The organism is Vibrio sp. 1F279 (assembly GCF_041439815.1).
Taxonomy (GTDB): Bacteria; Pseudomonadota; Gammaproteobacteria; order Enterobacterales; family Vibrionaceae; genus Vibrio; species Vibrio tasmaniensis_A.
In genome coordinates, this window is the sequence record NZ_JBGOOU010000006.1 from 65,994 (window position 1) to 92,102 (window position 26,109).

Below are 26,109 nucleotides of genomic sequence, written 5' to 3' on the forward strand. Positions count from 1 at the left end.
TCGAAACCTTAGCCTTTCTAATGATTTTAGGATGAGTGATGAATCACTCCAACAAGATTACTTCTTCTTGTTGTTAACCCAAATACCATCTTCCAATTGAGCCTTAAGCTCTGGGAAATCATCCGCATCGAACGTGGGTACTTTACCCGCGTCTAATTGACGGTTGTAGTCTTTCGCTAGCTTAATCACGATACCCGATAGCAAAATGATCGCTACCAAGTTCACAATCGCCATTAAGCCCATCGATACGTCAGCCAATGCCCATACCGTTGGCAGTGTCGCGAGAGAACCGAACATAACCATACCCAGTACAACGATACGGAACAGCACTAGGCCCTTCTTGTTATTGTGCTCTAAGAAGATAAGGTTTGTTTCTGCGTACGAGTAGTTTGCAATGATTGAAGTGAAAGCGAAGAAGAAAATCGCTACCGCTACAAAGATACCACCCCATTCGCCGACTTGTGCTGTTAGTGCACGTTGCGTTAGTTCGATACCCGTTACTTCACCGTGTGGTACATATTCACCAGACATCAAGATGATTGCTACTGTTGCAGAACAGATAACAATTGTGTCCATGAACACACCTAGCATTTGCACATAACCTTGTGATGCTGGGTGTGGTGGGTAAGGCGTAGCAGAAGCTGCTGCGTTTGGCGCAGAACCCATACCCGCTTCGTTCGAGAACAAACCACGTTTGATGCCGTTAATCATCGCTTGTGCGATTGCGTAACCTAGGCCACCCGCTGCTGCTTCTTGCAGACCGAATGCACTCTTGAAGATAAGAGCCAGAACTTCAGGCACTTTCTCAATGTTCATTAGCATTACGTAGATAGCGATAGCTAAGTAAGCCAGTGCCATAATTGGAACAATGATTTCTGCAGTGCGAGCAATCTTACGGATACCACCGAAGATAACGAATGCAGAGATAATTACGATACCAACACCAACGTAGCTGCGCTCAAAGTCGAATGCCGTGTTCATTGCGCTTGCAATCGCGTTCGCTTGAACCGCGTTGAATACAAGACCGAATGCAATGATTAGGAAGATAGAGAATAGAACCCCCATCCAACGCATACCTAGGCCTTTCTCCATGTAGTATGCAGGGCCGCCGCGGTAGTTACCGTCGTTATCACGCGTTTTGTATAGCTGTGCTAGTGTGCTTTCAGCAAATGATGTTGCCATACCTAGCATGGCGATTAGCCACATCCAGAAGATAGCGCCAGGGCCACCAGCGGTTAGTGCTACAGCAACACCAGCCATGTTACCCGTACCGACACGTGCTGCCAGACTAGTGCAAAGTGCTTGGAAAGAGGAGATACCTGCACTGTCTGCTTTACGGCTGTTTCTAAGAACAGAGAACATGTGGCCGAAATGGCGGAATTGAATGAAACCTAGTCGTACAGTGAAGTAGATACCCACACCAACGAGTAAGTAAACTAAGATAGATCCCCAAAGGAGATCGTTCATCAAATTGATTAAGTCTGTCACGTGAACCTCGTAATTGAGTTTAAGCACCGATCTTGCTTCCTAGCCTTCCTCTAGATCACCTATGCCAGTGTCAATAGTTGTGTCGGCATTAGATTTATATTTATTTGTTGCGATCTAGATTGTAAATGTCGCTTCATGCATCCATTTTACGTATCGGTGTATTTTTTGACGGGCGGATAATGCAGCGAGACGGTCTAAAAATCAATATGCAAATAAACACACATCAAATGACATTTCACTAATAAGACACCTTTTGTTAACACAGCTTTCAACAATAGCGCCTAATAAAAGTCACATTGTCGGGACATAATATCAACAATAACTAAGGCACCATAAAAACAAAAACACCATCCCGTAAAAATGACATCAGCCTAGGTTTTACAAGGTATAGTGAAGATCTGTGTTTTTTTCTAGGGTAATGAGATCCCTATACTACACGACACAATGCGCACTTAAATGCACTGTAGTCAAAATGCTATTCCATTTGCACAATGAATTAACATTCAATCCCCCCTAATTTAATCGTTTACTTAAGTTTGTTTGCTTGTTTTTTGTACACAAAAATCCCCGAAATGTGTGAGCATGCATAATAAAACAAAACAAAATCTTCATACACTTGAAACAAATGAGAAACAAATCAAGGTTATTGTGAACCTAAATATGCTATTTAATGGTTCGTAAGAACGAATCCCACGGAAGGAGATATGCTTATGGATAGCTTTCAATTCGATGAATTATCAGAACTAGAAATGCCTCGTACCACTCAAAAAACACGCTCTAAACCACTCAAACGTAAATGGCGTGAAATTGAGGCAATCAATGATCGTAGACAGCTTGAGAAAGAGCTTAGAGAGATGAACCTAGGTCTCGATTTTAGCCTTGACGATATAAAGCTTTAATCAGCACGATAAGAAATCAGATAGCAAAAAGCACCTGTATAGGTGCCTTTTTTATTTTACGAGGTATTTAATCCGCTCAAAGCGTCATTTGGGAACTAGCCCTCTAAAATAGAGAGCATCTAAAATAGTCACGCTTCAACATGACAACTGGCTAAACGCACTCTTGTTCATTTTGTCGAACACGAGCCGCGAGTTGGCGGTACTCATCAGCAATTGTCTCTCCAAAGACAGGGTCGTCTTCAGGTTGAAGCCATTGAGACTCCACCTCTTGCCAATCTTTAACTGTGAACGACTCAACAATCATTGGTAACACATGCTTCTCTTCATATTCCATGTGTTTTCGTTGAGCTTTAACAAAAGCTTCAAGCTGCTCAATAAATACTTGTTGAGGAACCACCGCATCTTGAAGGATCATATCGACCACACCTAAAAAGTCCGCCGTTTTCTCAGAAAGCAATTGATGCTCCAGTTCCAAGTCTTCAATCACTTGATTACTGCCATATTGCTTAAGGTAGTAACGATAAATAACATCTTCTTTCGGGTGATGCACCTTGTCTGAATGGTCCATCAGATAATGCACCACCTCTGCGATCAGGCTATAGTTTATTTCTCGCTCCTGTTTTAGAAACTCTAACTTACTGTTGAGTATCGCGAGCAAACGAGCCATATAGCCATGCTCTCGTCTTATCCTTTCAATCATCATAGTATTGCACTCCATTACACCTACTGTTTATAAGTGTATACGAAGATGCTGATTTATGATTTGACCCTGCTCAGAAAACCACCAACCTATACTTATGTTGGTAAACGCCAGTCGATAGATTGTTGATCCATAGAAGAAAGTAGCTTGTTGGTTGTTGAGAAGTGCTGACAACCGAAGAAACCACGGCGTGCTGATAATGGTGATGGATGAGGTGCAACCAACACATGGTGCTTGTCTGCATCAATCGCTTGGCCTTTCTTCTGGGCGTGTGCGCCCCACAACAAAAAGATGATCGGTTCAGAGCGCTGATTGAGCTCAGCAATGATGGTATCGGTAAAGGTTTCCCAACCACACTTAGCATGTGAGTGGGCTTTTGCCTCTTCTACTGTAAGGACAGTGTTCAACATCAACACCCCTTGCGATGCCCAAGCATCAAGGTAACCATGACTCGGGATCTCAAAGCCCTCTATATCTTGTGCAAGCTCTTTGTACATATTACGTAGAGAAGGAGGGATTTTTACACCTGGCAGTACAGAAAAAGCTAAGCCATGAGCTTGGTTAGCGCCGTGATAAGGATCTTGCCCTAGGATAACCACGCGTACGGACTCGAAAGGCGTCATATCAAAAGCACTGAACACCAGCTCTTGAGGAGGGTAGACGGTTTTCCCACTATTGCGTTGCTGTTCAACAAACGCGAGGACACTCTGAAAGTACTCTTTGTCACGTTCATCATTAATAATGGATTCCCAAGTCTTTGGTGCGCTCATCGTTTTACTTCCCAATCATCAAGGTTTCTAGCGGCTTTCGCCAGACAAAAAATAGCTGTATCGGCTAACTGTCCTAAATAAGGCTTTAGGGCGTGTTGACCTTTCGTGGTTAAATTTCGTTCGAGATAAAAGCGTTTTAATCGCGGCGAGGGAGAAGTAGCATAGTCATTCTAAGCAAATCTCCCTCAACAAAGAGTAAAACGCTTTTAGCCGAACCCTCCGGGCAGCGTTTGCTGGTCATTTCTACTGCGTTAGCGGCTTCTCATGTAGGCTAGCTACACGTCAAAGCCTCTGCCTTGTATAAATACCCAGCAACTCGATGCAAAAATCAGCTCGAAAGATCAACACGCCCTATTTATACCTCATACAGCTATCAATAAACATGATGTGTAGGGTTCACTTGTTGATGAATCATAATAATCAGTTCAAGTTGTGTTTATCTCGATTAACCACTTTTCTGCTGTGTACGATGGTGACCGTGGTTATGCACATGACGGTTTGGGGTTGGTAAACGGCGAGCAGCAGATACAGTTGAAGTTTGGGCTTGTGAATACATAAAGGCACCTCCTCTAAGACATCGTGAACTACATATTCACTTTAATACTATGAAAGAAAGGTGCCAATTTTTAGGAGTAGAAGGAAATTAATTATTCCCTCTATTATTACGCTTCTTCGCTCGCTAGCGTTGCTGAGCGATGAAACATTCTAAGTTGTTGAATTTCCTCTTTCCAGATCGTCGAATCAATGGTTTCCAAGATAAGAGGGATACCATTAAAGCGAGAATCCGAGGCAATATACTCAAAACAATCCCAGCCAATCTCGCCTTTTCCTAAAGAATGATGTCGATCGACTCGGCTCGCAAACTCAGCTTTTGAATCATTGATGTGCATTGCTCTTAGATAGTGCATACCCACAATGCGCTCGAACTCAGCAAAAGTCTGCTCACACGCTTCTTTTGTTCGTAAGTCATAACCGGCTGTAAAAGTATGGCAAGTGTCTAAACACACACCAACGCGTGATTTATCTTCTACTTGGTCGATGATCTCTGCTAGTTGCTCAAACTTCCAGCCAAGGTTCGTCCCCTGCCCTGAGGTATTCTCAATCACCGCAATCACATCAGGCACCGCTTGATGAGCCAAGTTGATAGACTCAGCGATCTTGGCCAAACATTCGCTTTCTGAGATTTTCTTCAAATGACTCCCAGGATGAAAATTCAAAAGCGTGAGTCCTAGTTGGTTACAACGCTCCATTTCATCAATTTACCAGATATCCCCAAAAGAGCAGATTGTTATCAATCATAGCACTTCTTCGCATGCAACTTGGCCGTAGACAACCACCTCCCTTACCCTGATGAAGAGTGGGAGAGGATTAAAGCTTTATATTGAATCAACTTGCATCCTAACTTTATAGCATCTAATTCAATAGCAATGAGAAATAGGGTTTCATACTCAACGCGCAATTTACTTAATGAAGTGTCCAGTCTTAAAGAAGCAGAATACTTGCCTGTGTGTTAGGTCATTTAGATTTATCATGCTTAACGGATTAAAAGTAACACTGCACGTTCTGGAAAAGCAATATTAATGATAGTTCAATCATTAATTAAATCATGATCTTATGGTTGAATTTACTCCAAAAGACCCCATCTAATTTATGACTAATACTTATTATTTATTGGGGAGCTGTTGTGGCTAATATGCAGGAAACATTTTTAGATTATCATGATCAAATAAAACTAGGCACCTATGACGAAGATGAATCATTGCGAGATAAGCGAAATCTTTTAACTGATACACTAACAGAGCTACTCAAAGATGAGAAGGTGCCTGACTCTGACAAAAAACTAACTTTTAAAACTCTTGATCAAGGCTCATACGCTATGCGGACAGGAGTGAAGCCGCTCAATGGAGATTATGACATCGATGTAGGTATAGTCTTCGATATCACGATTGATGAATATGACTCAAAAAAACTGAAAAATCTTGTCTACGATAAGCTAAATAAGCAACACAATAGGACAGTTGATTATAACCGACCATGTATTACTGTACCTTACGCTACTGGCTATCATGTGGATTTCCCAATTTACGCAAAAAAAGGGGATGATTTATACATCGCTTGGGGTAAGAAAAACTCAGAAGAGCATGAGTGGTATGAATCAGACCCTGAGGGCTTAAAAACTTGGGTAAAATCCGTATCCGAGGATGCTGAAGAGCGAAGACAATTTAGACGATGTGTAAAATACTTAAAGCGCTGGAAAAACAAGAACTTCTGTTCATCAGGTAACGCTGCTCCTCCATCTATTGGCTTAACTATACAGGCAAGGCGTTCTTTTAACTTCAAGAAGGATAGCGATCTTTCTTGCCTTATCGGAATCACGAAAAGCATACGTAACAAGTTTATTAAATCTTATTGCTCAGATGATAAAAAAGATTACTACACAGTAAAGATAACGCTTCCAGTCAAACCAAAGAAAAATATTTACTACAAAATGACAAAGAAGCAACTTGATAATTTCTACCACAAAGTCGATGAGTTAGTTGAAGCATTAGAAGCGGCTAAAGCAGAAGAAAGTCTTTCAGAGAGTAGTAAGATTTTGAAAAAGGTATTTGGTGACTTCCCTTTACTCAATGACGCTGTTAAATCGGAAAAAAAACCTTACGTTCCAACAGGCATGAGTGCATGAAGCCAGAAGTAATAGCTAACTTAATTGAAGGAGTTTCATTTAAACAGCTAATTTCGAAACAACAAGTCAATGGAAGAACCTTTGATTTTGAACTACAAGGACGTTCCATTAGATGGAACGTCCGTTTGTCCTTCTCCCTAGCATTCCCTTTTAGCCTGCCTCATGCAAAACTTCTCAATGAAGAATATGTAGGCGTAATACCACATGTAAATTCGAAAGGGTCTGTATGTGTTGAAGAGGGAGATACAATACTAATTGATTACCATTCACCAAGTGAAATCATCGAAGCGTTCTTGTGCCAAACTTTAAGAACTCTGGATCGATCTTCTTTGCGGGTCTTCAAAGATGAATTGCATGATGAAGTAGAAGGCTTTATACATGGCGCAGATACTATCAACTCCTTCTACAGAGCATGTAGCCTGCCAGAAAAGTTGGTTTTGCGTATAGCACCATCAAGCAACATATTAGCTCCATACGACGTAAATCCTATCGCATTAGCCAAAAGCGCAAGTGATATCCCTTGCAGGTTCAGCAACACCCAAGAACTAAATAAACACCAATTAGTTAATATCGTTCACATCCCTCTAGGTGCTCCAGTTGTTCCGTCTACAAAAAACGAATCCGCGCCCCGTTTTATCTCAGAGTTAAAACAGCAAATATCAAAAGAAAACTCAAAAATACTTATAGAGCTGTTGGGGAAAAGTCCTAAGAAACAACGCCAATTTTTTGTTTTGTTAAGTATGCCAAGAAGCTCTGGTGAGAGAAGTGAGTTTATCTGTCAGTTCAAATCTAAAGCTCAAGCACTACATCCAATTCTCACTAATAGAACAGATTGGCAGCTGAAGTTTTTCCTTTTGAATAGGCATAACAAAGAATACCTACTCGAAAGAGGCGGAGCCAGTTTAAGCATAAACAACAAGACAGTAGCGGTAGTAGGGTGTGGTTCTGTAGGTAGTGAAGTTGCTATGTTAATAGCCAAATCAGGTGTAGGAACTATTAAACTGATAGATGGTGACTCACTTGATGCTGAAAATATCTACCGACATAGTCTCGGAGGGCGGTATCTAAATTTCAATCCTTCAGCCAAAGATAGAGTAGTACGAAAGTTCTCTAAGGTAAGTGCATTAGAAAGTGAAATTAAGACAAATATCCCTCATATTCACGTTGATACTTTCCAGTATCCATTGTCAGATCACAACGTAAAAAGCATTATGAGAGGGGTAGATATTGTTATTGTCGCTATTGGAGATCCATCCATCAGTCTATTGCTCAACCGTAGTTTAAAAGAGCATCAATTCAACAATGTTATTTTCTGCTGGAATGAACCCGATGGTTACGGGGGGCACTCTGTTGCCTTAAATCTAGATCAAGTTTGCCTTGAGTGTATTTTATACAAAGGAAGTGATCCGAGTACCTCTATACATTTAGTTGAGTTTGGACAACCTATATCCAAAAACTTAACAGGTTGTGCAGGTGTCTTCACACCATTCTCTTACTTAGATTCAACTAAAACCGCCTCATTAGCAGCCCAACAAGCTATTACATTCTTAACATCGGGCAATATGGAGACAAAAGTAACATCATGGAAAGGTATTGATAAAGGCTCCTTACAAACAACCAATAGATTTGAAAGTATGGCATTGATGGAAGAAATGAGTTTAACAAAAAACGATGAGTGTAGGTGTTGTGACAGTGGTAACTGAGAATTGGTTAATTGAGTCAGAAGATTATGGGAATTTTGTAATTGACTCAGAAGTAATAAATATCCTCATCAGCTACCGACAACTAGGTAAGCATGATTTTGAGGCTGGAGGGGCACTTATTGGTTGCATACGCACAGGCAATATAATGGAGGCAAATGACTTAACTTTACCTCAGCCAAGTGATAAACGAACCAGATACTCATTTTTTAGATCTAACGCTCATAACAAGATTCTAAATGACAAATGGAAAGCTAGTAACGGAAACGCCTACTTGGTTGGCCTTTGGCATACGCATCCAGAATCAATACCTAAGTACTCAAATGAGGACAAGAAAGACTGGCATAGAGTCTTAAAGCAAGGGCAATATGAAGGCCAATCTCTTATGTTTCTTATCGTTGGGCAACAAAATATTCGAATTTGGGTTGCCGACAACAAGAATTTCAAAACGTCACTGATAGGAGAGTACCCTCTTGAAAAGTAGTTTATGGGAAAAAATAAGATGGTTATGGAGAACATTTTGGAGCCTGAAAAGAACTCCTTACCCTAGAACCAAATGGGGAACAGGTATAATACTAGCCTCACTAGGGATTCCTATCGTTAACTTAGGATTGGTTGTAATAGAGTTAAACTTCGATATACCTATATCCATCTCTTATATTGACAGAGAAAGTACGTTCTTATCAGGTGCTTTAGTGTTGCTAAGTTTGCTCTCGGGAATAGCATTAATTTATTCAGAATGGAATAATGCATCCCGAAACATCGCAAAAGTTCTCATATCTTCCATGCCTAACACAAACTTAGAATTTCCAGAATACCTTCTCGATCCAGCCGAGAAGGCGTTCTTCAGAGAGCCTGTAATACTTGGAGTACCCTCTAGCAACACTGAAGATATTCAAGATCAGATTAAGCTATATAATGCTGAGCTTACTGCTAATATTTTCAATAGATTTATTATTCACGATCAATGTAGAAAACTATATATCGGAGGACTAGCGAGAGTTCCCTTCCTAGTTTCTTATGGTTCCCTACTACGTAACACAGGGATTGACATCCAATGCTTTGATAAATCTCATACAGGTCAACGAGAATGGACTTTATTAAACGAAGAAAAAACAAATCTTACATACAACGTGGAATCTGACGATATCACTGCAAATAAAAATGGAGATATTGCTATCGCAGTATCATTTTCTAGCAAAATTACTGAAGATCAGATACCTCAAAAACTTATTGGACATACGCTTTTCATCAATCCAAATATTTCACCTGAAAGAAATCTAATAAAAAACCAAGAAAATCTTAGCGAAGCAGCTCGTTTCATATCTTTGAAAGTTGACGAGGTCTCTAAACAGATAAACGTTAAAAGGATACACTTATTTCTCAGTGTTCAAGCTCCATTAGCGTTAGCAATTGGACAACGGTTTCAGGAAGGAATGCATAAAAAGTGGGTGATTCATAATTTCAATGCTGAAAATTGGCGATATGAATGGGGCTTAGAGCTTTCAGCATCAGGAGTAAGACCTTTCAATTCACTAGAACTTACTGAAGTGTTAGCACAAAAAAAGGTAAGTTAAGATTTTCTATGGAGGGGACTAATGTCCCCCCCTCACTCTCCATGGACACATTGCTTGCATTAAAATAACTAGGCCGATAACCTTTCATTGAAGTGAGAGATAGAGAGTCACTAGCTTGTTTTGGGGAACTTACGAGTTAGACAAAGTCAGCAAGTTAAGATCTAGCTGCGTTTATTACTCTCCCACATGATCATGTATGGCTCAATGCTTCATTAATATCACTCTCAAATGCAGATAGCATATCTTCAATCATTAATAACCCTTCGGTTGTTGTGACCTCTTTATTCTTTAATTGCAGCTTCATTCGTTGAACTTGACTTTGAACAATTCCCACAGACTTTCTTAGATGAATTGCACTGTATGTTTTGCTGTAACCATGTAGATCAGCAAATACAAGATTAATATAAGTATCAAGTGAACTAAGCCGAGTTTGACCAGTCCATTGCTGCAATTCTAATTTAAAACGTTCAGTGTGAAGTAAGTGCTCTCGGAACTTATCAGCCGATGTAATTTCTTTGTGCTTTAGAATAATTTCCTTGAGCTTGTTACTAATAAATGCATGACGGTATAAATGCGGGTGAAGCTCGCCTTTAATACCTAACTCTTCTTTCCACTCATTCATATACCTAGTTAGAGTGCTACTTTTCAGTGGCAGCCCCGTGGTCAGGGATATAAATAAAAAATCATGTTCTAAGGGTGGAACGTTCCGTTCTTTTGCTGCTTTTTCAAGACGCCTAAGTACCTTTTTCCGTACCTTATTTATATATAGTTTGATATCAGTTAAAAGTGTAGAAGAAACAGGAATGCTTCGAGTAGCACTCGCGTCTCTGCGCTTTAATGTTGTCAGGACTAAGTGTGGATTAGATCCACTTTTAAGTGCATTTTCTATATCTAAGACAGTAAGGAGGTGTATTTCAGTTATACGAGCACCTAACTGCTCCAGACACTGATATAGAGCAATATCACGAAGTCGCTTTTCTCTACTTTCTTGGTTCTGTATATAGTTCCAGACCTTTAGAGCATCATCTTCACTAACTGGTAATTTTTTCTTTACAGCATCCTTACTGGGAACACTCGCATGAGTAATAACTTCGACTTCTTTTTTATTTTTACTTCCTTCAATCGAAATTTTATACTTTTCCATTTTAACTATTATGGCATTCTCTTTCCCAACACCAATAAAATTATTAAGGTCATGACAATCCTGAACAAAATTTAAAAAATCGAGACATCTATGAGCAATTTTTATTACCGTATTATTCCTACGCAAAAGCTCACCAAATTTGTCACGATCTGCCTGTAACCCATGCACAAACATTGTGAAAGTCGCATCGGTAAGCTGGCTAAACCGCATCTGGTTTTTATAGCAATAGTGTACTAGGTGGACAATCTGATGGGCATAAGTCCTTAGCGTGCCACCTTTTATACGCCTTGATCTTGATGCAACCAGCTGCTTATGCATATACATGTTAGCTTCAAAGCACGGTATATGATTATCATATGTAACAAATGGTGTATCGCTAGCATCTACCATCATCAATTTGTGTTCAATTGGCGAATAATAATCCCAACGTTCAAATTCTTCTAATCGTGTTACTGGCATATCACAACTCACCATGCAGAGTGTAATGTAATTTAGCCTTTACTTTCCGATTTACTTCTTCATATGCATGTTGCCTTTCTTCAATATTGTCACTTGATTCAGACATTCTTTTAAGCTCGCCACGAAGCTCACTAATAATCATACTAAAGTGGAAGTTATTTTTTTTCATTACGCTCAATTGATACTCAAGATCATCAACTTTATGTCGCAATTTTTGTCGTGTAGACTGGGTTGCCTTCCTACCTGCAACAGTCTCTTCAATCTCATTCTTAGCGTTTATTCTCAGTTCATCAATCTCAGCGAACCCCCTATCGAGCAGTGAATTAGAAGCGTTTTTGAGCGTATTTAAAGAGCAAGATGCAATTCCTCGCTCGCTGTCAATATATTTTGCCAGAGCACCTTGTGATTTGAGTGATAATTTGAGGGCTTCGTTATCCCTAAAACTTAAAGGATTCTTAATGACTTCAAGTAATAATGATTTTGTATCAATGACTTTACTTTGATTTTTTTCAAACGTACTCATTACTTCCCCCTTAAACTAATTCATTTACTTGAAGTGTCAGTGAAAAATCGTTTAATTTCTCTCCATCTCTCATAACCGTGAAGAATTCAGGCTCTAGCTTTATAACGTCATTAGCCAATAGTTCTAGTATTTGCGACTCCAGATTTTCACGTTGCTTTACCTGAGCAATATGAGGTGTAGTCTTGTATATATCAACGTCCTCGTAATCACTCAGTGTATCCGTAAGCGTTGAAAGCGAAATATTTTCTTTTTGAACCCCATAACGCTTAGCCAGTATGTCAGCCAATTCTTGTATATTTTCAATTTTCTTTTCTTCTATTGCACTAAGAATATAGCTAGCCTTTACACCATTAAGAACTGCACCTGATTCACTTTCCGTAATATAGTGATACAAGTGCTCTATATCAGTATGACCTAGCATCCACCGAAGTGAATCTAAACCATCAAATCCCCTAGACCAGAAGAATAGCATCGCAAAGAATCGACGAAGTTGATGCTGACGAATATAGTGGCGTCGGTGCTCTCCACCGTCATATATGACGGTAGGTGTCTCAAAGTAATCGCAGGCGGCTTTTAGGTGATTGTTGTAATAGACTTGCGAAGATTTTCCTAATTTCAACATGTTAAAATCTAAATTAGAAAATAAATCTATTTCATTTTTGGTGATTTTGGATTTTGTCGCTGCCTTGTTGAATTGCTCTAATTTCCAGATAATCAAAGCCAAGGAGCGTGGTATGGGGCGCTTAATCGTTTCATTTTGGCTATGCTCTCCGCCAATACCTGATTTTTTCAAATTGAAGACAAGATGATAATCGGTTTTCTTTCCAGGCTGACTAGCAGGGTCAATATGGGGAGACAAATTACCGAAAGACTTTAAGCTAGAAAGTTCATCTTGTCGTCTTGCCATAATAGCACCAGTAAGTGTTTGTATAGAGCCTATCAGAACGGCGTATAGGTCAAATAACCCTTCGTTCTTACGTCTTTTCTCAAACAGTTTCGCATCATTAGAGTCTATTCTTAAGCTCTTCACACCCATTTTTAATAATTTACTATCAATCAAATTTAAAGCTTCTGTTTGCTCCCATGCGCCTCGCTCCGTACTGGGCACACTCCCGTTATAATATTTAGAACGGTAATCGACATAACTCTCATTGGAATGAGGGGCTGAACTCTTAGTTCTCGCGTCTTTGAGAACAGACAACATAGAATCAAGAATTGCATCTTGGTTCTCTTTGGTAAACTCATAACAGTCCCTAATTAAATCCAAAACTAATTGAGGCGGTAACGTTTTAAAGCGCCCTAGTTTTTTCACTTTAACGCCATGCTCGGCTATTCGCTTGGTTGTAATATTCTTCATTACGCTTGGTAAAAACTGGCTTGCACCCATTTTTCCATGCACAACATTAAGTAACTTCAAAGCGCTAATAAATGATCCCAACCCTTTCGGGCTAATTCCCTCACCTGTTTCTACATTAGGAATGGCTCTGAATTCGGTCTTTTGATTTTTTTCGACCAACTTTAGCTCTTCAAATCTGGGAGCTATAAAAACAAAGGGGATAATTTTACCTTTGTAAATGTGCTGAGAGAGAATGTTACTATTTCCCAACGGTTTTACGTTAGATTTTCCAGTACTGGTTGGTCGTTTGTAAAATCCAATAGTACTTAACCAAAAACAAGCTTTTATTCGTTCTTCAATGGAAAAACCAAGTTGTTTTTCTTCTTCAAGAAGTTGCCTAGTAATATATGGATTTTCACTAGCAAACTTTTCGGCTTCACTGATATCTATAAATTGCATTCGTTGACTTAAAAGCGATTTCACTTTATTTTTATAATCGTACACCCCATTAATTACGTGACCACCTGCCAACCTAACCAACAAATCCATTATAAAATCTTCGGATAGACCCGATAGGTGTCGCTTAGAAAGAGCAATGCTTTTGCCGTGAATAAGTAGAGCATTCATAAAAGTAATGATTTTATTTATAGTATTGTAGATCGTTCTACCTTTACAAAATTTACCACCGTTTTCTAAGGGGTTGTCTGATGCCGTAATCCAGTATTTGAAGGAATTCAAAAGTGGTGCGTGTCTCAAATTAGTAAGCTGTAAGCCATCATCTAGTGTCACCGCTTCCCATTCGATGGTTTTGGTGATGATTTTTTTATCATCTATAAACTTAAGATTCCACGTAGGTGCCTCAAATTCATCAAGCAACCAATAGGGTTTTCTATCGTTGTAGTTATATATACCTGTGACATTATTGGATACCACTTTCAATGCTCTAAAATCACCACTGACTATAGATGTATTTTGCAGTTCAATGAGTTCTTCTTTTGTTAATTCCGACAAAACTCTAGAGCCATCTACTATATTATCTATTAACTTTAGTGACATAATAAATTCTCTTTAAAAAGTTGAATGTCCAGTGGGTTATTAAGTGCTTCTTCATAAAGTGGAATACATTCTTGTTCAGGGCGACGATAACTGGTAGAGCGTCCATCAAGAGAAAAATGACTCAAGATGAATATTGCAGATTGATACCATCGTTCTACAACTGGCTTAAACTCATCATACAGAGAGGCTTTATCTATCACTGTTTGGATTGCGATAAGAACTTGAAATAACGGTATAGACAACGTAAACACTAGTTCATCCATGTTTTCTGTAAAAGATTGATTTTCCTGATTACTAGGACAAGAACCTGCTTGTTTGAGATTTTCTGGTAGATCATGTAATCCATGATTACAGAGAAATTCTTCTAACTTACTTTCATCAAAATCTAACGCATCAAACAAGTAAGGTGATTCTTTTAGCGCCTCATAGATAATGCCGTTCTGGAATTGACGAATCCAACGCTGATTAAAGAAGTCCATTAGAGGTCTAGGTAGGTATCTCCCTAATAATTCCAATTTTACATCTTTATGTCCTAACGCTTCAGAAACCGCTTTTAAGGACTGGGTTTCAAGATAGATCTGTAGACCTCTTGCCTTGCGAATACTGCGAGGAGTAACAATGGAGGCTAATTCCTCAGCTTCTGTGATTGTTAATACTCGGTTTAGCACTGTGGGGGGGATTCTATGTATGGTTTTAAACTGAGGATAACTCGACCTATAAGGAGTAAGCGTCGGTTTGTTAGAGTAGGAATTTACAGCTAGTGCCTGTTGATACGCCCCTTGGGCTGCAAAGCCCTTTCCTAACGTTATAGGGCGTTCTGGCCTCTTTAAATTTGAAGTAAGTAAAACATAGCGCCAATTATCCCCTCCTTTACCTTTAAGGCTCTCCCTTGCAAAACATGTATGCTCAATCAACAACTCTACAATAGATCTAGAGTAAGCGTTTAAGATAACCTCCTGCTGCGCTTTAGTGGCTCCTTTTCGATTTTTAAAGCTCACAGCTAGCCACTGGTTACTGACTTGCTTAAAACCCACTTGGTTGCCATGTCTGTCAAATAACTCCCACGATTCAAGCCAGCTTGGTGTGATCTTGGGGTGTTCTAAAACCAAGAGAGAAATCAAAGCATTTAAAGTAGAGATAGTGGGAAGGTTAAGCTCACGAACCAGAGATTCTGTTTGTGCAGGAAACCCATAAAACGTAGGAAGATTAGTAAGTTCAAGTCCATATGCATAATGATAAAAGGTTGCAACTGTATTATCTAGATGCTCCACACCCATAGGGAAAAAACGTTTCAGAGACCCCTTTATTGGCAGAGGCTTAACTTCACCTTGATCGATATAGCGTAAATTTCGCTTGTGGCGTTCTAATATATCAATAAATATTTTGTGACTAACAATGCGGATATGGTCAAGATCACGAGTCAGACGCTTACGAATTAAGTTTAATGCCTCTTCATCTTTAATTTCTAAAGGAATATCAACTAGCCATCGCTGTTCCTCTTTATCATTCAATTTACCACCAATAGAAATAGAGTGCCTATCATCTTCTGGAGATTTAAATTCAGGAATTAGAAAGGGCTTTAATGGCTCTTCAAATATATTGGTGTTGATAAAGCAATTAGTAAAATGATTAACGTTATTGGACCATCGAATTGTATATCCTTTAATATCCAGCCCATTTATCATTGCTGTAAAAATCATTGAATTAAAAATGTTCTCCATGAAAGCTGTAGAGTTTTCAGATTTCAATGCATGCTCTAGCTCTTCAACTGATTTGCAGTGCCTTGTGAACTCATTTAGTAGTGAGGTTAACTCTGATAAAACGGAGTTAACAACCTTATGCTTCAATGTTTTTGTGTAGTTTCTGATAGCTGAATGAATGCGTTCAGTGAATACTTTGCCATAGCAATCATGAATAGTTGCAAGGTGGATGTTTTGTTGTTTGCCCTCTTTACTTTCGCAACTCCATACATCGTAATAAGACAGAATTTCTTGACTAGGGTTGAGTGCTCTAAACGAATCAATACAATCTAAAGCGTCTTCTGACACTTTACCTGTGGCTAATTTAATATCCCTCAACATTAAGCCATAACGAGATGCAAACTCACTAAAGACTCTGAAAGCTTTCCGAGCATAGTCATAGCGAGTAGTAATAGAAAAATCTAAATAATCTTCATAGAGAAAACCAATAAACGAAGATAGGTGGAAGTTCAGTTTGTCTACATCATTCCGAATATCTAGAGCACTGTAGGCGACATTCGAAGATGTCGAGGGGTTCACTGCCACATCAACAAAAACTGAGTACATATTCACAAGTGATAGGCTGGGGCTTTTTAGGTATTTCTCAGTTATTTCTAATAGTTCTTTGCGGTACTTACTCGATAATACTGTTTGAAGTTTAGGGTAGAGTGCTAGTGCCTTAGAATCCATGCCTGACAACCTGTTCACATATAGTTATCAATCTAGACTAGCACCCAACTGACACCTGTCAATTGTAGAAACGAATAAAACCACTAAAACTAATTGTTTTATATTGATTAATTAATAATTTGATAATATATAATATCTGGAAAACGGCCTTAAAAGCCGCACGTGATTTCTCTAGCTTCTCTTCTTCTGGTGCTCCTAGGTTAATAAGGTAGGAGTCATGAGGAAGAATATTCTCAGCACTAAAGCCCAACATCTTACAGTTGGCTTTAAACGCACTAATGGTTTTCGCTTCCAGCGGCTTTGCTGCCCACTGTCTTTGGTTTTTGGTGAACAGTGCAAAAGCATTGGCGCCAATCTCTCTTGCGCGCATTGGCGCCTGATCAACACCGCCCGCAGCAGACACATGCGCACCAATAAACTTAATATTAGTTTCAGGTTTTGAAGATGAATTATTGTTTGTCATTAAATCACTTTACACTTTCAGGATGCTTAATAATTAAAGGGTCGTATCACTTACAGGTCAATAAAAACACAACAAATGTAGTAAATTTACAACAGATTCCACTGTTAAATATTTTTTATACTTTAAAATATTTTGTAATTAATTTGTTTTCAAAGGTTTTATTGATTTAACTCAAAGTAATCACCTTGAAAAAAATGAGGTTTTTGGTTGTTTTTTGACTTAAATCAATATTAAACTACCACAAACTAGGTATACATTACTCAGCTCAATAAAATTCGAAAGTTAACACCATAATCAAACCACATAAAGTGGACTAGGAGATAGTTATGATCCAAGGTATTCAAATTACTAAAGCAGCAAACGACGACCTACTAAACTCAATCTGGCTACTAGACAGCGAGAAGAACGAAGCTCGTTGTGTTGTTGCTACTTCAGGTTTCGAAGCTGACCAAGTTATCTCAGCAGCAGACCTAGGCGAGTACGAAAGCCGTGAAGTTGCTATCGAAGCAGCACCACGCATCGAAGGTGGTCAACACCTAAACGTTAACGTTCTTAAGCGTGAAACGCTAGAAGATGCCGTTGCTCACCCAGAGAACTACCCACAGCTAACTATCCGTGTATCGGGTTACGCTGTACGTTTCAACTCTCTAACTACTGAACAACAACGTGACGTTATCGCACGTACGTTCACTGAGTCTCTATAATTTTTAGAGCTTGAATTAGAATACAAAAACGGCGCTCATTGAGCGCCGTTTTTATTTGTTCAACAATACCGGTGTAGGTTACGGTTGAACTCGACGAAGCACTGCTTTTAGCGCTTCAAAATCGTTATCTAGATCTTCAGACAACAACTCCATCACCGCGTGTTTTGCTAGCGGACCTGGCAGTTCAATGTCAGTACCTAAGATGTCATCAACCACTTCTTTGAATTTCGCAGGGTGTGCCGTACATAAGAACAGGCCTGTCTCGTTCTCTTGCAGTTGCTCTTCCAATAGACGGTAAGCAATCGCACCATGAGGTTCACACAGGTAACCTTGAGCTTTTAGATCACGTACTGATTCAGCACTCTGCTCATCAGATACTTTACCTTTACCCAAAGTATCCAGTCCCCAACCTTTCAGTTGGCAAAGCTCTTCGATACGTGGCCAGTTGTTTGGTTGGCTCACGTCCATCGCGTTCGATGTTGTCGCAACCGTTGGTTTTGGATCCCATTGACCTGTTTCTAGGTAACGGGGAACCGTGTCGTTTTCGTTGGTTGCTGCAATGAAGCGTTTAACCGGTAAGCCTAGCGCTTTCGCTAATAGACCCGCAGTTAGGTTACCAAAGTTACCACTTGGTACAGAGATAACCAGATTTTCACGTTGCTCTTTGGTTAGCTGAGAAGCCGCCTCAAAGTAATAACAGATCTGAGCCATCAAACGGCTGATGTTGATTGAGTTTGCTGAGTTTAAGCCAATTTCTTTACGCAATTCAGCGTCGTCAAACGCGTCTTTTACGAGTGCCTGACACGCATCAAAATCGCCATCAATCGCTACAGTGTGAATGTTCTTACCTAGCGTACAGAATAGCTTTTCTTGCAGTGGGCTGATCTTGCCTTTCGGGTATAGGATAACAACGTTGATGTTTTCCATGCCGTAGAATGCGTGTGCAACCGCAGCGCCAGTATCACCCGATGTTGCCGTTAAGATTGTGATTTGACCGCCATCAGAAACCGCAGCCAAAGATTGAGCCATAAAACGGCCACCGAAATCTTTAAATGCTAACGTTGGACCGTGAAACAGTTCAAGTGCGTAAACACCGTCTTTCACTTGGTTGATCGGTGCTGGGAATTGGAATGCCGCATCCACTAGTTGATCGATCTGTTCTTTTGGTAACTCATCACCAATTAGAGCAGAAAGAATCTTTGAACTACGAGGGACAAAGTCCTCTGCAAGTAGTGCATCGATGTCATCGAACTTAGGCAGCTCTGATGGGAAAAATAGACCTTGATTACGACCTAGACCTTGACGAACGGCTTGGCCAAAAGAGACTTGCTCATCGTTTTCTTTGATGTTGTACAGCTTCATAACTCACTTCCTGTAACGATCGAACCTTGTTTATCTAAGCGACAAACGTGGACGAATCCTTCTTCATTTTGTACGTAGTTTTGTTCTAACCAGCGTGCAACACGCTCGGCGACATCTTGTTCTTTGCAAATGCTAAATAGCGTAGGGCCACTACCAGAAATTCCAGTAGCTAATGCTCCTGCTGACGTTGCATATTTGCGAGCATCAGCAAACCCTGGAAGCAGTTTCTCACGATATGGTTCAGCAATCACGTCTTTGATCATCTTAGCGGCTAGCTCCGGCTGACCAGAGTGACAAGCATGAATAAAGCCCGCTAAATGACGACCATGGGCAATCACATCTTGACGGCGATACTGAGAAGGCAAGATCTCTCGCGCTTCGGCCGTTGAAACCTTGATGCCCGGGTAAGCCATTACCCAATACCAATCGTCAAAACATGGAACCTCTTGGCTAATAATGCCAAGCTCTTCCAACATTAATTGCACACCACCAAGGTAACATGGCGCTACGTTATCGTAATGTATGCCACCTGAAATCTTACCTTCCATTTCACCCATCAGAGCAAGCAGTTCAGTTTCATTCAACGGTTGGCCATGAAAACGGTTCAAGGCATCAAGCGCCGCGACAATTGAACATGCACTTGATCCTAAACCAGAGCCGATAGGCATGTTCTTCTCTAGCGTCATCTCTAGAGACTTAACTGAGATACCTTTCTTGTCTAACTCGCGAGAGAACACAACCCAGCAGTCGTAGACAATATTTTCTTTGGTTTCAGTTGGCAGCTTAGAAACAAAGCTGCCTGCTGTTTTTAGCGAGAATGGTTCATCACCGGCTTTAACCATTACTCGGTCACCAAGCAATGTGCCATCCACTGGAGACACAGCGGCCCCCAGCACATCAAAACCTACACTGACATTGCCGATTGATGCAGGAGCATAAACGACAACATCCATATCACTTGAACTCATTCCTAAACTCCTAATTTCCAACCAAGAGTACGCATCACATCAGAGAATACGCCTGCTGCTGTAACTTCAGTACCTGCACCGTAGCCACGCAGAACGAGTGGGATTGGCTGGTAGTAACGGCTGTAGAATGCCAGAGCGTTCTCGCCATCTTTAATCTTAAACATTGGGTCATCGCCATCAACAGCTGCGATACGAACCTTACATTTACCTTCAGCGATCTCACCTACATAACGAAGTACTTTGCCTTCTTCTGCTGCGATAGCTGACTGCTCTTTGAAGTATGCATCCGCTTCTGGCAAGCGAGCCATGAACTCGTCAACCGTACCTGAATCATCAAAACCCGGTGGTAATGCTTGGTCAACTTCAACATCTTCAAGCTCAAGTGCCATACCCGCTTCACGAGCAAGAATAAGCAGCTTACGCGCAACGTCCATACCAGACAGATCATCACGAGGATCCGGCTCAGTGAAGCCGTTATCTTTAGCAATGTTGGTTGCTTGGCTGAGTGTCATACCCTCATCAAGCTTACCGAAGATGTAAGACAGTGAACCAGAAAGAATGCCGTTGAACTTCTCAAGCTCATCACCTGCAGAGATTAGGTTCTGTAAGTTTTCGATTACCGGTAGACCTGCGCCTACTGTTGTCTCGTACATCAACTTACGACGAGAGTTACGCGCCACTTCACGAAGCTGATGGTAGTAAGCCATGCTTGCTGTGTTGGCTTTTTTGTTTGGTGTTACAACGTGGAAACCAGCCGCGAGGAAATCTGCGTATTGTCCTGCAATACCTTCGCTAGACGTACAATCAACCAACACTGGGTTGATGATGTGGTTACGTTGAACAAGTGCCGCTAAACGCGCTAGGCTAAACTCTTCTGTCGCACTCGACATACGATCACGCCACTGTTCTAGCGGTAGACCGTCGCTGTCTAGTAACAAACCTTTGCTGTTTGCTAGGCCGCATACGCGAATCACGATGCCTTTTTCAGCCAGTTTGCCTTGTTGACGTTGGATTTGGTCAACAAGCTCACCACCGACACCGCCAACACCGACGACGAATACGTCAAGGAAGTGCTTAGAGTTGAATAGGTTTTCGTGACACGCTTTGATTGCTTCTGAGATTTTATCTTCAGGGATAACCGCAGAGATAGCGCGCTCTGAAGAGCCTTGAGCAATAGCAACAATGTTGACGTTTACTTCAGCTAAAGAAGAGAAGAACTGAGAAGCGACACCACGTGAAGTACGCATACCGTCACCCACCAGCGTCACAATCGCAACATCATCCATGAACTCAACAGGCTCTAATAGGCCATCTTTAAGTTCAAGTTCAAACGCATCTGACAACACTTGCTTCGCTTTCACTTTGTCAGCAGATTCAATACAGAAGCTGATGCTGTATTCAGAAGAAGATTGAGTAATAAGGACAATAGAAACGCCTGCAGAAGACATCGCGCCGAATACACGACTCGCCATGCCTACCATGCCCTTCATACCTGGGCCTGATACGTTAACCATCGTTAGGTCACTTAGCGTAGTGATACCTTTGATCGCTAGGTTATCTTCGCCAGTGTCTTGGCCAATCAAAGTGCCCGCACCCTGTGGGTTGAAGCTGTTTTTGATCAGACATGGAATATGGAATTGTGCGATAGGTGCGATTGTTTTCGGGTGTAGAACTGAAGCACCGAAGTAAGAAAGCTCCATCGCTTCTTGGTAGCTAAGTGATTTAAGAAGACGGGCATCATCTACTAAGCGTGGGTCACAGTTGTAAACACCATCGACGTCAGTCCAAATCTCACAGCAATCAGCACGTAGACATGCCGCTAGAACTGCAGCTGAGTAGTCAGAGCCGTTACGGCCAAGCGTTACTAGCTCGCCTTTTTCATTACCAGCAGTAAAGCCCGGCATGATATTTACGTGACCTTTAGGAAGCGGTGATTGGCGGAAGTTCTGAGTTGAAACATCCACATCCACCATAGCTTCAAGATGATCACCTTGAGCATAGAGGTATTCCACAGGGTCAATCAGGCTTGCTGGTTGGCCTTTCGCTTCCAGCACCGCTTTCATTAGCTGGATTGAAACTCGCTCACCTTTACTAATGATACGAGCATTTACGTGATTCGGGCACATGCCCAGTAGGTTAATACCATTCACGAACTGCTTAAGTTGAGCAAGAGAGGTATCGACTTGCTCTTGAAACGCAGAGCCATCTACTGACGGCAATACCGCTTGAATCTCTGCAAACAATGCAGCGAATGATGATTCGATCTCGGTGATCTGTACGTCTGCTTCACCATTTTTTAGTGCTGCTTCAATAACAGCAACCAGCTTATTGGTTGTTTTTCCTGGAGCCGATAGTACAACGGCTAGCTCTTCTTGCTGGGCATTATTAGCGATGATATCAGCCGCTCGTAAAAAACGATCTGCATCAGCTAATGATGAACCTCCAAACTTTAAAACGCGCATCCCTTTCTCCATAAGTCATAAAAATGGTACAAAAAAAGGCCTGTATCTTGTTGGATACAGGCCTTTTTTTTAAAATCCGTTACTTAGCAGCCTGCCCCAACAATGTGAATGTCGGTAATAATAATGGTGGTGGTCATTACTAGGTGGCTTACATGCTGCATATCAAATTCTCTGCTTGTGCTTTACTCTACGTGTATCAATTTTTACTACTATGCGTCAATGAAAAGTTGCGTTTTTTTTACATTCACACCGTTTTTCAGAGCAAACCTTCATTTAAGAGATAAAACACCCTGCATCAACCTGCCATTCAGAGACTGGATTAACTCATCAAACAAACAGAAGTAATCAGTTGCATATATAGTCATAACAAAATGCTCTATCGATAGTACAGCGAACATACAAGTCCTGTGCTTTAATTAAACAATAACGTTCGAAAAACAATAATAATGACATCAGGAGTGGGAAATGAAGAGATTACTTATTCTTTTAGTCTTTGCTATGCCTGTCGTTTGTTCAGCGAACAGTTTACCGCTACTGAGCAGTTTGCCTTTGCTCCCCAGTCAAATCGATAGCTCTGCCCATAAGTTTTTTATCTCCACGCAAAGTGCATCGAGTGAAAGCTTTGATACTTGGACAGTAGACAGTGGTTATTCTTATAGCTTGTTTTCTGATGTGGATCTTTATGTCGGTACACGAATCAACACTGCTGCACTGAAATATGAGAGTGGATTCTTGAGTGGTGTTAGTTATCAGTTTTCCGAAAGAGTCTCTTTCAACAGCTCTCTACACACCTATAACAATGAAACAGAAGACAGTGATAAATCGGTAGCCGCAGAGCTTTCCAGCCGCGTGCAGCTAACCGACAATCTAGATATGCATGCCACCCTTGATTATGAAGAGTGGCAACAAGGTGTTGAGGTAGGATTAGGGTTTCGCTTCTAATCTATCCCACTTCTTTATTGATGAGCCCGTTAAGATTCAATCAACAATTCCGTTGAAATTAACACACCATTCCAATCGGCATAAATGTAATCACCGGGCTGAATCAGTTGATTGTGTATAGAGAGCGTCACATTCACTTGCCCAACACCGTGCTTCTCGGTTTTAAATGGAGAAGCTCCGAGAGCTTGAATACCAAGATCCATCTGCGCCATCATCGCAACATCACGCACCGCACCATTCACAATGACGCCTTCCCAACCATTTTCGATGGCTAGAATAGCCAATTGGTCGCCAAGTAACGCTTTTTGACACGAGCCATTACCGTCTACAACGAGTACTTTGCCGCAGCCATCGGTCTCTAAAACCTCACGAACCTTGGAATTATCGTGATAACAACGAACTGTTACAATTTTTCCCCAGAACGCACCACGCTGGCCGAAGTTCTGTAATGGCATATTCAGTAGCGTGACTTTGCTTTCAAACTCATCACATAAGTCAGGTGTTATATCGTGCATATATCCTCCGTGAGTAAGGCAAACCTATTAAGTCAGGTGAGCCTCTATGCTTTTATATATTATTAAAATTAATCCTTTGTTTTCATTGCTCTATGCCCAATTTAATACGAAATAAAAGTTGATTGAGCATATTTATCTACTAGACTCTAAGGATAGCTTTCAGCTTCCTTGGTTCATAGTCCGGTCTTTAGCAAGCAAGATGTGCGAAATATCTCGAATAATCATTCTTATTTTGGTGCTAAATAGTCACCATAACATTGGTTAAGTTGTAGCCATACTATTAAAGTTTGTTGCGATACGGCAATTGATGTAAATCAACAAAGTGAATGGAATTAACATTCTCGCGTTGTTAGCATGCTGTTAACATTATAGAATCCTCTTAAATCACTAAAAGAATGATTGAAAGGCGTACTGGATCTACGTTATTGGGCAATACTTCAAGGAAGGCAGATAGCTGGAAGTAAGTGTTTTTTTGAAAACTTTAAGTTATCATCAAAAATACATTACCTGTATGTTATGTTTTGCCTAGAATTTATTCTATTAGCACAGTTTCGTCACAAATTTAGGTACCGCCAAATGCAAACCCCGCAGATTCTTATCGTTGAAGATGAGCAAGTAACTCGTAACACTCTAAAGAGTATTTTTGAAGCAGAGGGATATGCTGTTTTTGAGGCTAGCGACGGTGAAGAGATGCACCAAGTGCTATCTGATAACCAAGTTAACCTTGTAATTATGGACATCAACCTTCCAGGTAAGAATGGCCTACTACTTGCGCGTGAACTACGTGAGCAAGCAAATGTAGCGCTTATGTTCTTAACTGGTCGTGATAATGAAGTTGATAAGATCCTTGGCCTAGAAATCGGCGCTGATGACTACATCACTAAGCCTTTCAACCCTCGTGAGCTGACTATCCGTGCACGTAACCTTCTTAACCGTTCAATGAGCACAAGCTCTGTTCAAGAAGAAAAGCGTAGCGTTGAGAAGTACGAGTTCAATGGTTGGGTACTAGATATCAACAGTCGTTCTCTGGTTAGCCCAGATGGCGAAGGCTACAAGCTACCTCGTTCAGAGTTCCGTGCTCTACTTCACTTCTGTGAGAACCCAGGTAAGATCCAAACACGTGCAGACCTTCTTAAGAAGATGACTGGCCGTGAGCTTAAGCCACACGATCGTACTGTAGACGTAACAATCCGTCGTATTCGTAAGCACTTTGAATCTGTTTCTGGTACACCAGAAATCATCGCGACGATTCACGGTGAAGGCTACCGCTTTTGTGGTGACCTAGAAGACTAATTCGATTCGCGCTTCTGGCCGTTTAGTTCTTGCCGTCGATTAGCACTTCTAAACCGATAGCACTCTAACCAGTTAGTACTTATAAACAGTTAGTACTTCTAGCAATCGAAGCGTGAACAATCGTTATTAAAAAGGGAGAATGCCAACGCATTCTCCCTTTTTTATTGTTCATTGTTCGCTAAGGTTTTAGTAAACCGTATCTACCTTCACGTCTTTCTCGACTAACCACTTCACGGTTTCGCCATCTTTGAGTTCAATCGCAACATCAACAGGCTTATCACTGTCGATCTCTAACTGCCATACAAAAGCGACTTCCCACTGCGTTTCACTATGTGTTCTTAAATCTAGATCGTCAGCAGTTACCAACAAGGTATCTGCGCCCTGTTTAACCGTCACACTCTCAACCGCAAGTGTTGCTGGTAATTGTGAGTCAGACTCTAGGTAGATAGCACCATGCAAAGTCTTATCTTGAGCCTCCCCAATCGTAGGCATTTTGTTGTGCCACAGGTTGCTTTTCATTGTGACTGTCGCTGCAGATACTTCGACTTGATTATCTTGCTGCCATTCTACTTGTGGCGCAGAACAACCCGCTAATGCTACTACACATGCGGCAAATGCTAATTTTTTCATCATTCT

The 26,109-nt window shown here is 40.8% G+C and carries 21 protein-coding genes, 1 pseudogene and 1 other annotated feature; of the genes and pseudogenes, 8 read left to right on the forward strand and 14 right to left on the reverse strand.

All coding sequences use genetic code 11. The annotated features are described in order from the left end of the window. Window positions 1–57 precede the first annotated feature (57 nt). Complete coding sequence (locus ACED60_RS06665) at window positions 58–1,488, reverse strand: sodium:alanine symporter family protein (protein WP_009848420.1); 1,431 nt, start codon at window positions 1,486–1,488, stop codon at window positions 58–60. 710 nt (window positions 1,489–2,198) lie between these two features. On the opposite strand from ACED60_RS06665, the gene ACED60_RS06670 reads away from it, so the two are divergent. Beyond that, complete coding sequence (locus ACED60_RS06670; protein WP_009848419.1) at window positions 2,199–2,387, forward strand: DUF3545 family protein; 189 nt, start codon at window positions 2,199–2,201, stop codon at window positions 2,385–2,387. A 151-nt stretch (window positions 2,388–2,538) separates the two neighbouring features. On the opposite strand, the gene ACED60_RS06675 is transcribed toward ACED60_RS06670, so the two are convergent. The 3 genes and pseudogenes from ACED60_RS06675 to nfo form a co-directional block, all read right to left on the reverse strand. Next, on the reverse strand, window positions 2,539–3,090 hold the full coding sequence (locus ACED60_RS06675; RefSeq protein WP_371727177.1) for a hemerythrin domain-containing protein: 552 nt from the start codon (window positions 3,088–3,090) through the stop codon (window positions 2,539–2,541). Between the two features lie 92 nt (window positions 3,091–3,182). Beyond that, on the reverse strand, window positions 3,183–3,857 hold the full coding sequence (gene ung / locus ACED60_RS06680; RefSeq protein WP_371727178.1) for a uracil-DNA glycosylase: 675 nt from the start codon (window positions 3,855–3,857) through the stop codon (window positions 3,183–3,185). 662 nt (window positions 3,858–4,519) lie between these two features. Next, window positions 4,520–5,116 (reverse strand): annotated as a pseudogene (gene nfo / locus ACED60_RS06685) (deoxyribonuclease IV); the annotation flags it as partial. Window positions 5,117–5,550: 434 nt separating this feature from the next. Between nfo and ACED60_RS06690 the strand changes: the two are divergent. From ACED60_RS06690 to ACED60_RS06705, 4 genes are read left to right on the forward strand one after another with little or no spacing between them, the layout of a single operon-like run. Continuing rightward, on the forward strand, window positions 5,551–6,540 hold the full coding sequence (locus ACED60_RS06690; protein WP_371727210.1) for a cyclic GMP-AMP synthase DncV-like nucleotidyltransferase: 990 nt from the start codon (window positions 5,551–5,553) through the stop codon (window positions 6,538–6,540). Next, window positions 6,537–8,243 carry a ThiF family adenylyltransferase gene (locus ACED60_RS06695; protein WP_371727179.1) on the forward strand — a complete coding sequence of 569 codons (1,707 nt, stop codon included), beginning with the start codon at window positions 6,537–6,539 and terminating at the stop codon, window positions 8,241–8,243. The genes ACED60_RS06690 and ACED60_RS06695 overlap by 4 nt, the downstream gene beginning before the upstream one ends. After that, window positions 8,233–8,724 (forward strand): Mov34/MPN/PAD-1 family protein, encoded by a 492-nt coding sequence (locus ACED60_RS06700; protein ID WP_371727180.1) that lies wholly within the window; start codon window positions 8,233–8,235, stop codon window positions 8,722–8,724. Before ACED60_RS06695 ends, ACED60_RS06700 begins: the two co-directional genes overlap by 11 nt. Beyond that, on the forward strand, window positions 8,714–9,817 hold the full coding sequence (locus ACED60_RS06705) for an SAVED domain-containing protein (RefSeq protein ID WP_371727181.1): 1,104 nt from the start codon (window positions 8,714–8,716) through the stop codon (window positions 9,815–9,817). Before ACED60_RS06700 ends, ACED60_RS06705 begins: the two co-directional genes overlap by 11 nt. Before the next feature lie 190 nt (window positions 9,818–10,007). On the opposite strand, the gene ACED60_RS06710 is transcribed toward ACED60_RS06705, so the two are convergent. Genes ACED60_RS06710 through ACED60_RS06730 form a run of 5 tightly spaced genes read right to left on the reverse strand, consistent with a single transcriptional unit; the run spans window position 10,008 to window position 17,227 of the window. Continuing rightward, window positions 10,008–11,420 (reverse strand): tyrosine-type recombinase/integrase, encoded by a 1,413-nt coding sequence (locus ACED60_RS06710; RefSeq protein WP_371727182.1) that lies wholly within the window; start codon window positions 11,418–11,420, stop codon window positions 10,008–10,010. 1 nt (window position 11,421) lies between these two features. Next, the gene (locus ACED60_RS06715; protein WP_371727183.1) at window positions 11,422–11,943 is read right to left on the reverse strand and encodes a hypothetical protein; all 522 of its coding nucleotides are present in this window, start codon (window positions 11,941–11,943) and stop codon (window positions 11,422–11,424) included. Between the two features lie 10 nt (window positions 11,944–11,953). Then, complete coding sequence (locus tag ACED60_RS06720) at window positions 11,954–14,335, reverse strand: integrase (RefSeq protein ID WP_371727184.1); 2,382 nt, start codon at window positions 14,333–14,335, stop codon at window positions 11,954–11,956. Further along, window positions 14,326–16,764: a hypothetical protein gene (locus tag ACED60_RS06725; protein WP_371727185.1), complete on the reverse strand. Its 2,439-nt coding sequence runs from the start codon at window positions 16,762–16,764 to the stop codon at window positions 14,326–14,328. The genes ACED60_RS06720 and ACED60_RS06725 overlap by 10 nt, the downstream gene beginning before the upstream one ends. Before the next feature lie 58 nt (window positions 16,765–16,822). After that, entirely contained in the window at window positions 16,823–17,227 is a 405-nt protein-coding gene (locus ACED60_RS06730) for a TIM barrel protein (RefSeq protein ID WP_371727186.1), read from the reverse strand. Window positions 17,228–17,553: 326 nt separating this feature from the next. Between ACED60_RS06730 and grcA the strand changes: the two genes are divergently transcribed. Further along, window positions 17,554–17,931, forward strand: a complete 378-nt coding sequence (gene grcA / locus ACED60_RS06735) for an autonomous glycyl radical cofactor GrcA (protein WP_009848415.1) — start codon at window positions 17,554–17,556, stop codon at window positions 17,929–17,931. A 78-nt stretch (window positions 17,932–18,009) separates the two neighbouring features. On the opposite strand, the gene thrC is transcribed toward grcA, so the two are convergent. From thrC to thrA, 3 genes are read right to left on the reverse strand one after another with little or no spacing between them, the layout of a single operon-like run. Next, complete coding sequence (gene thrC / locus ACED60_RS06740) at window positions 18,010–19,293, reverse strand: threonine synthase (protein ID WP_017098329.1); 1,284 nt, start codon at window positions 19,291–19,293, stop codon at window positions 18,010–18,012. After that, window positions 19,290–20,246, reverse strand: coding sequence for a homoserine kinase (gene thrB / locus ACED60_RS06745; RefSeq protein ID WP_009848413.1), 957 nt, complete (start codon window positions 20,244–20,246; stop codon window positions 19,290–19,292). Before thrB ends, thrC begins: the two co-directional genes overlap by 4 nt. 17 nt (window positions 20,247–20,263) lie before the next feature. Further along, complete coding sequence (gene thrA, locus ACED60_RS06750) at window positions 20,264–22,723, reverse strand: bifunctional aspartate kinase/homoserine dehydrogenase I (RefSeq protein ID WP_009848412.1); 2,460 nt, start codon at window positions 22,721–22,723, stop codon at window positions 20,264–20,266. Between the two features lie 29 nt (window positions 22,724–22,752). Then, window positions 22,753–22,871, reverse strand: a sequence feature (Thr leader region). A 317-nt stretch (window positions 22,872–23,188) separates the two neighbouring features. Between thrA and ACED60_RS06755 the strand changes: the two genes are divergently transcribed. Continuing rightward, window positions 23,189–23,665, forward strand: a complete 477-nt coding sequence (locus ACED60_RS06755) for a hypothetical protein (RefSeq protein WP_009848411.1) — start codon at window positions 23,189–23,191, stop codon at window positions 23,663–23,665. 29 nt (window positions 23,666–23,694) lie between these two features. Here ACED60_RS06755 and ACED60_RS06760 read toward each other — a convergent pair whose 3' ends face one another. Next, window positions 23,695–24,180, reverse strand: coding sequence for a putative 4-hydroxy-4-methyl-2-oxoglutarate aldolase (locus ACED60_RS06760; protein WP_017098326.1), 486 nt, complete (start codon window positions 24,178–24,180; stop codon window positions 23,695–23,697). 576 nt (window positions 24,181–24,756) lie between these two features. On the opposite strand from ACED60_RS06760, the gene arcA reads away from it, so the two are divergent. Next, window positions 24,757–25,473, forward strand: coding sequence for a two-component system response regulator ArcA (gene arcA, locus ACED60_RS06765; RefSeq protein ID WP_004741534.1), 717 nt, complete (start codon window positions 24,757–24,759; stop codon window positions 25,471–25,473). A 186-nt stretch (window positions 25,474–25,659) separates the two neighbouring features. Here the strand turns inward: arcA and ACED60_RS06770 are convergent, their stop codons facing one another. Next, complete coding sequence (locus ACED60_RS06770) at window positions 25,660–26,103, reverse strand: hypothetical protein (protein WP_012603236.1); 444 nt, start codon at window positions 26,101–26,103, stop codon at window positions 25,660–25,662. Window positions 26,104–26,109 lie beyond the last annotated feature (6 nt).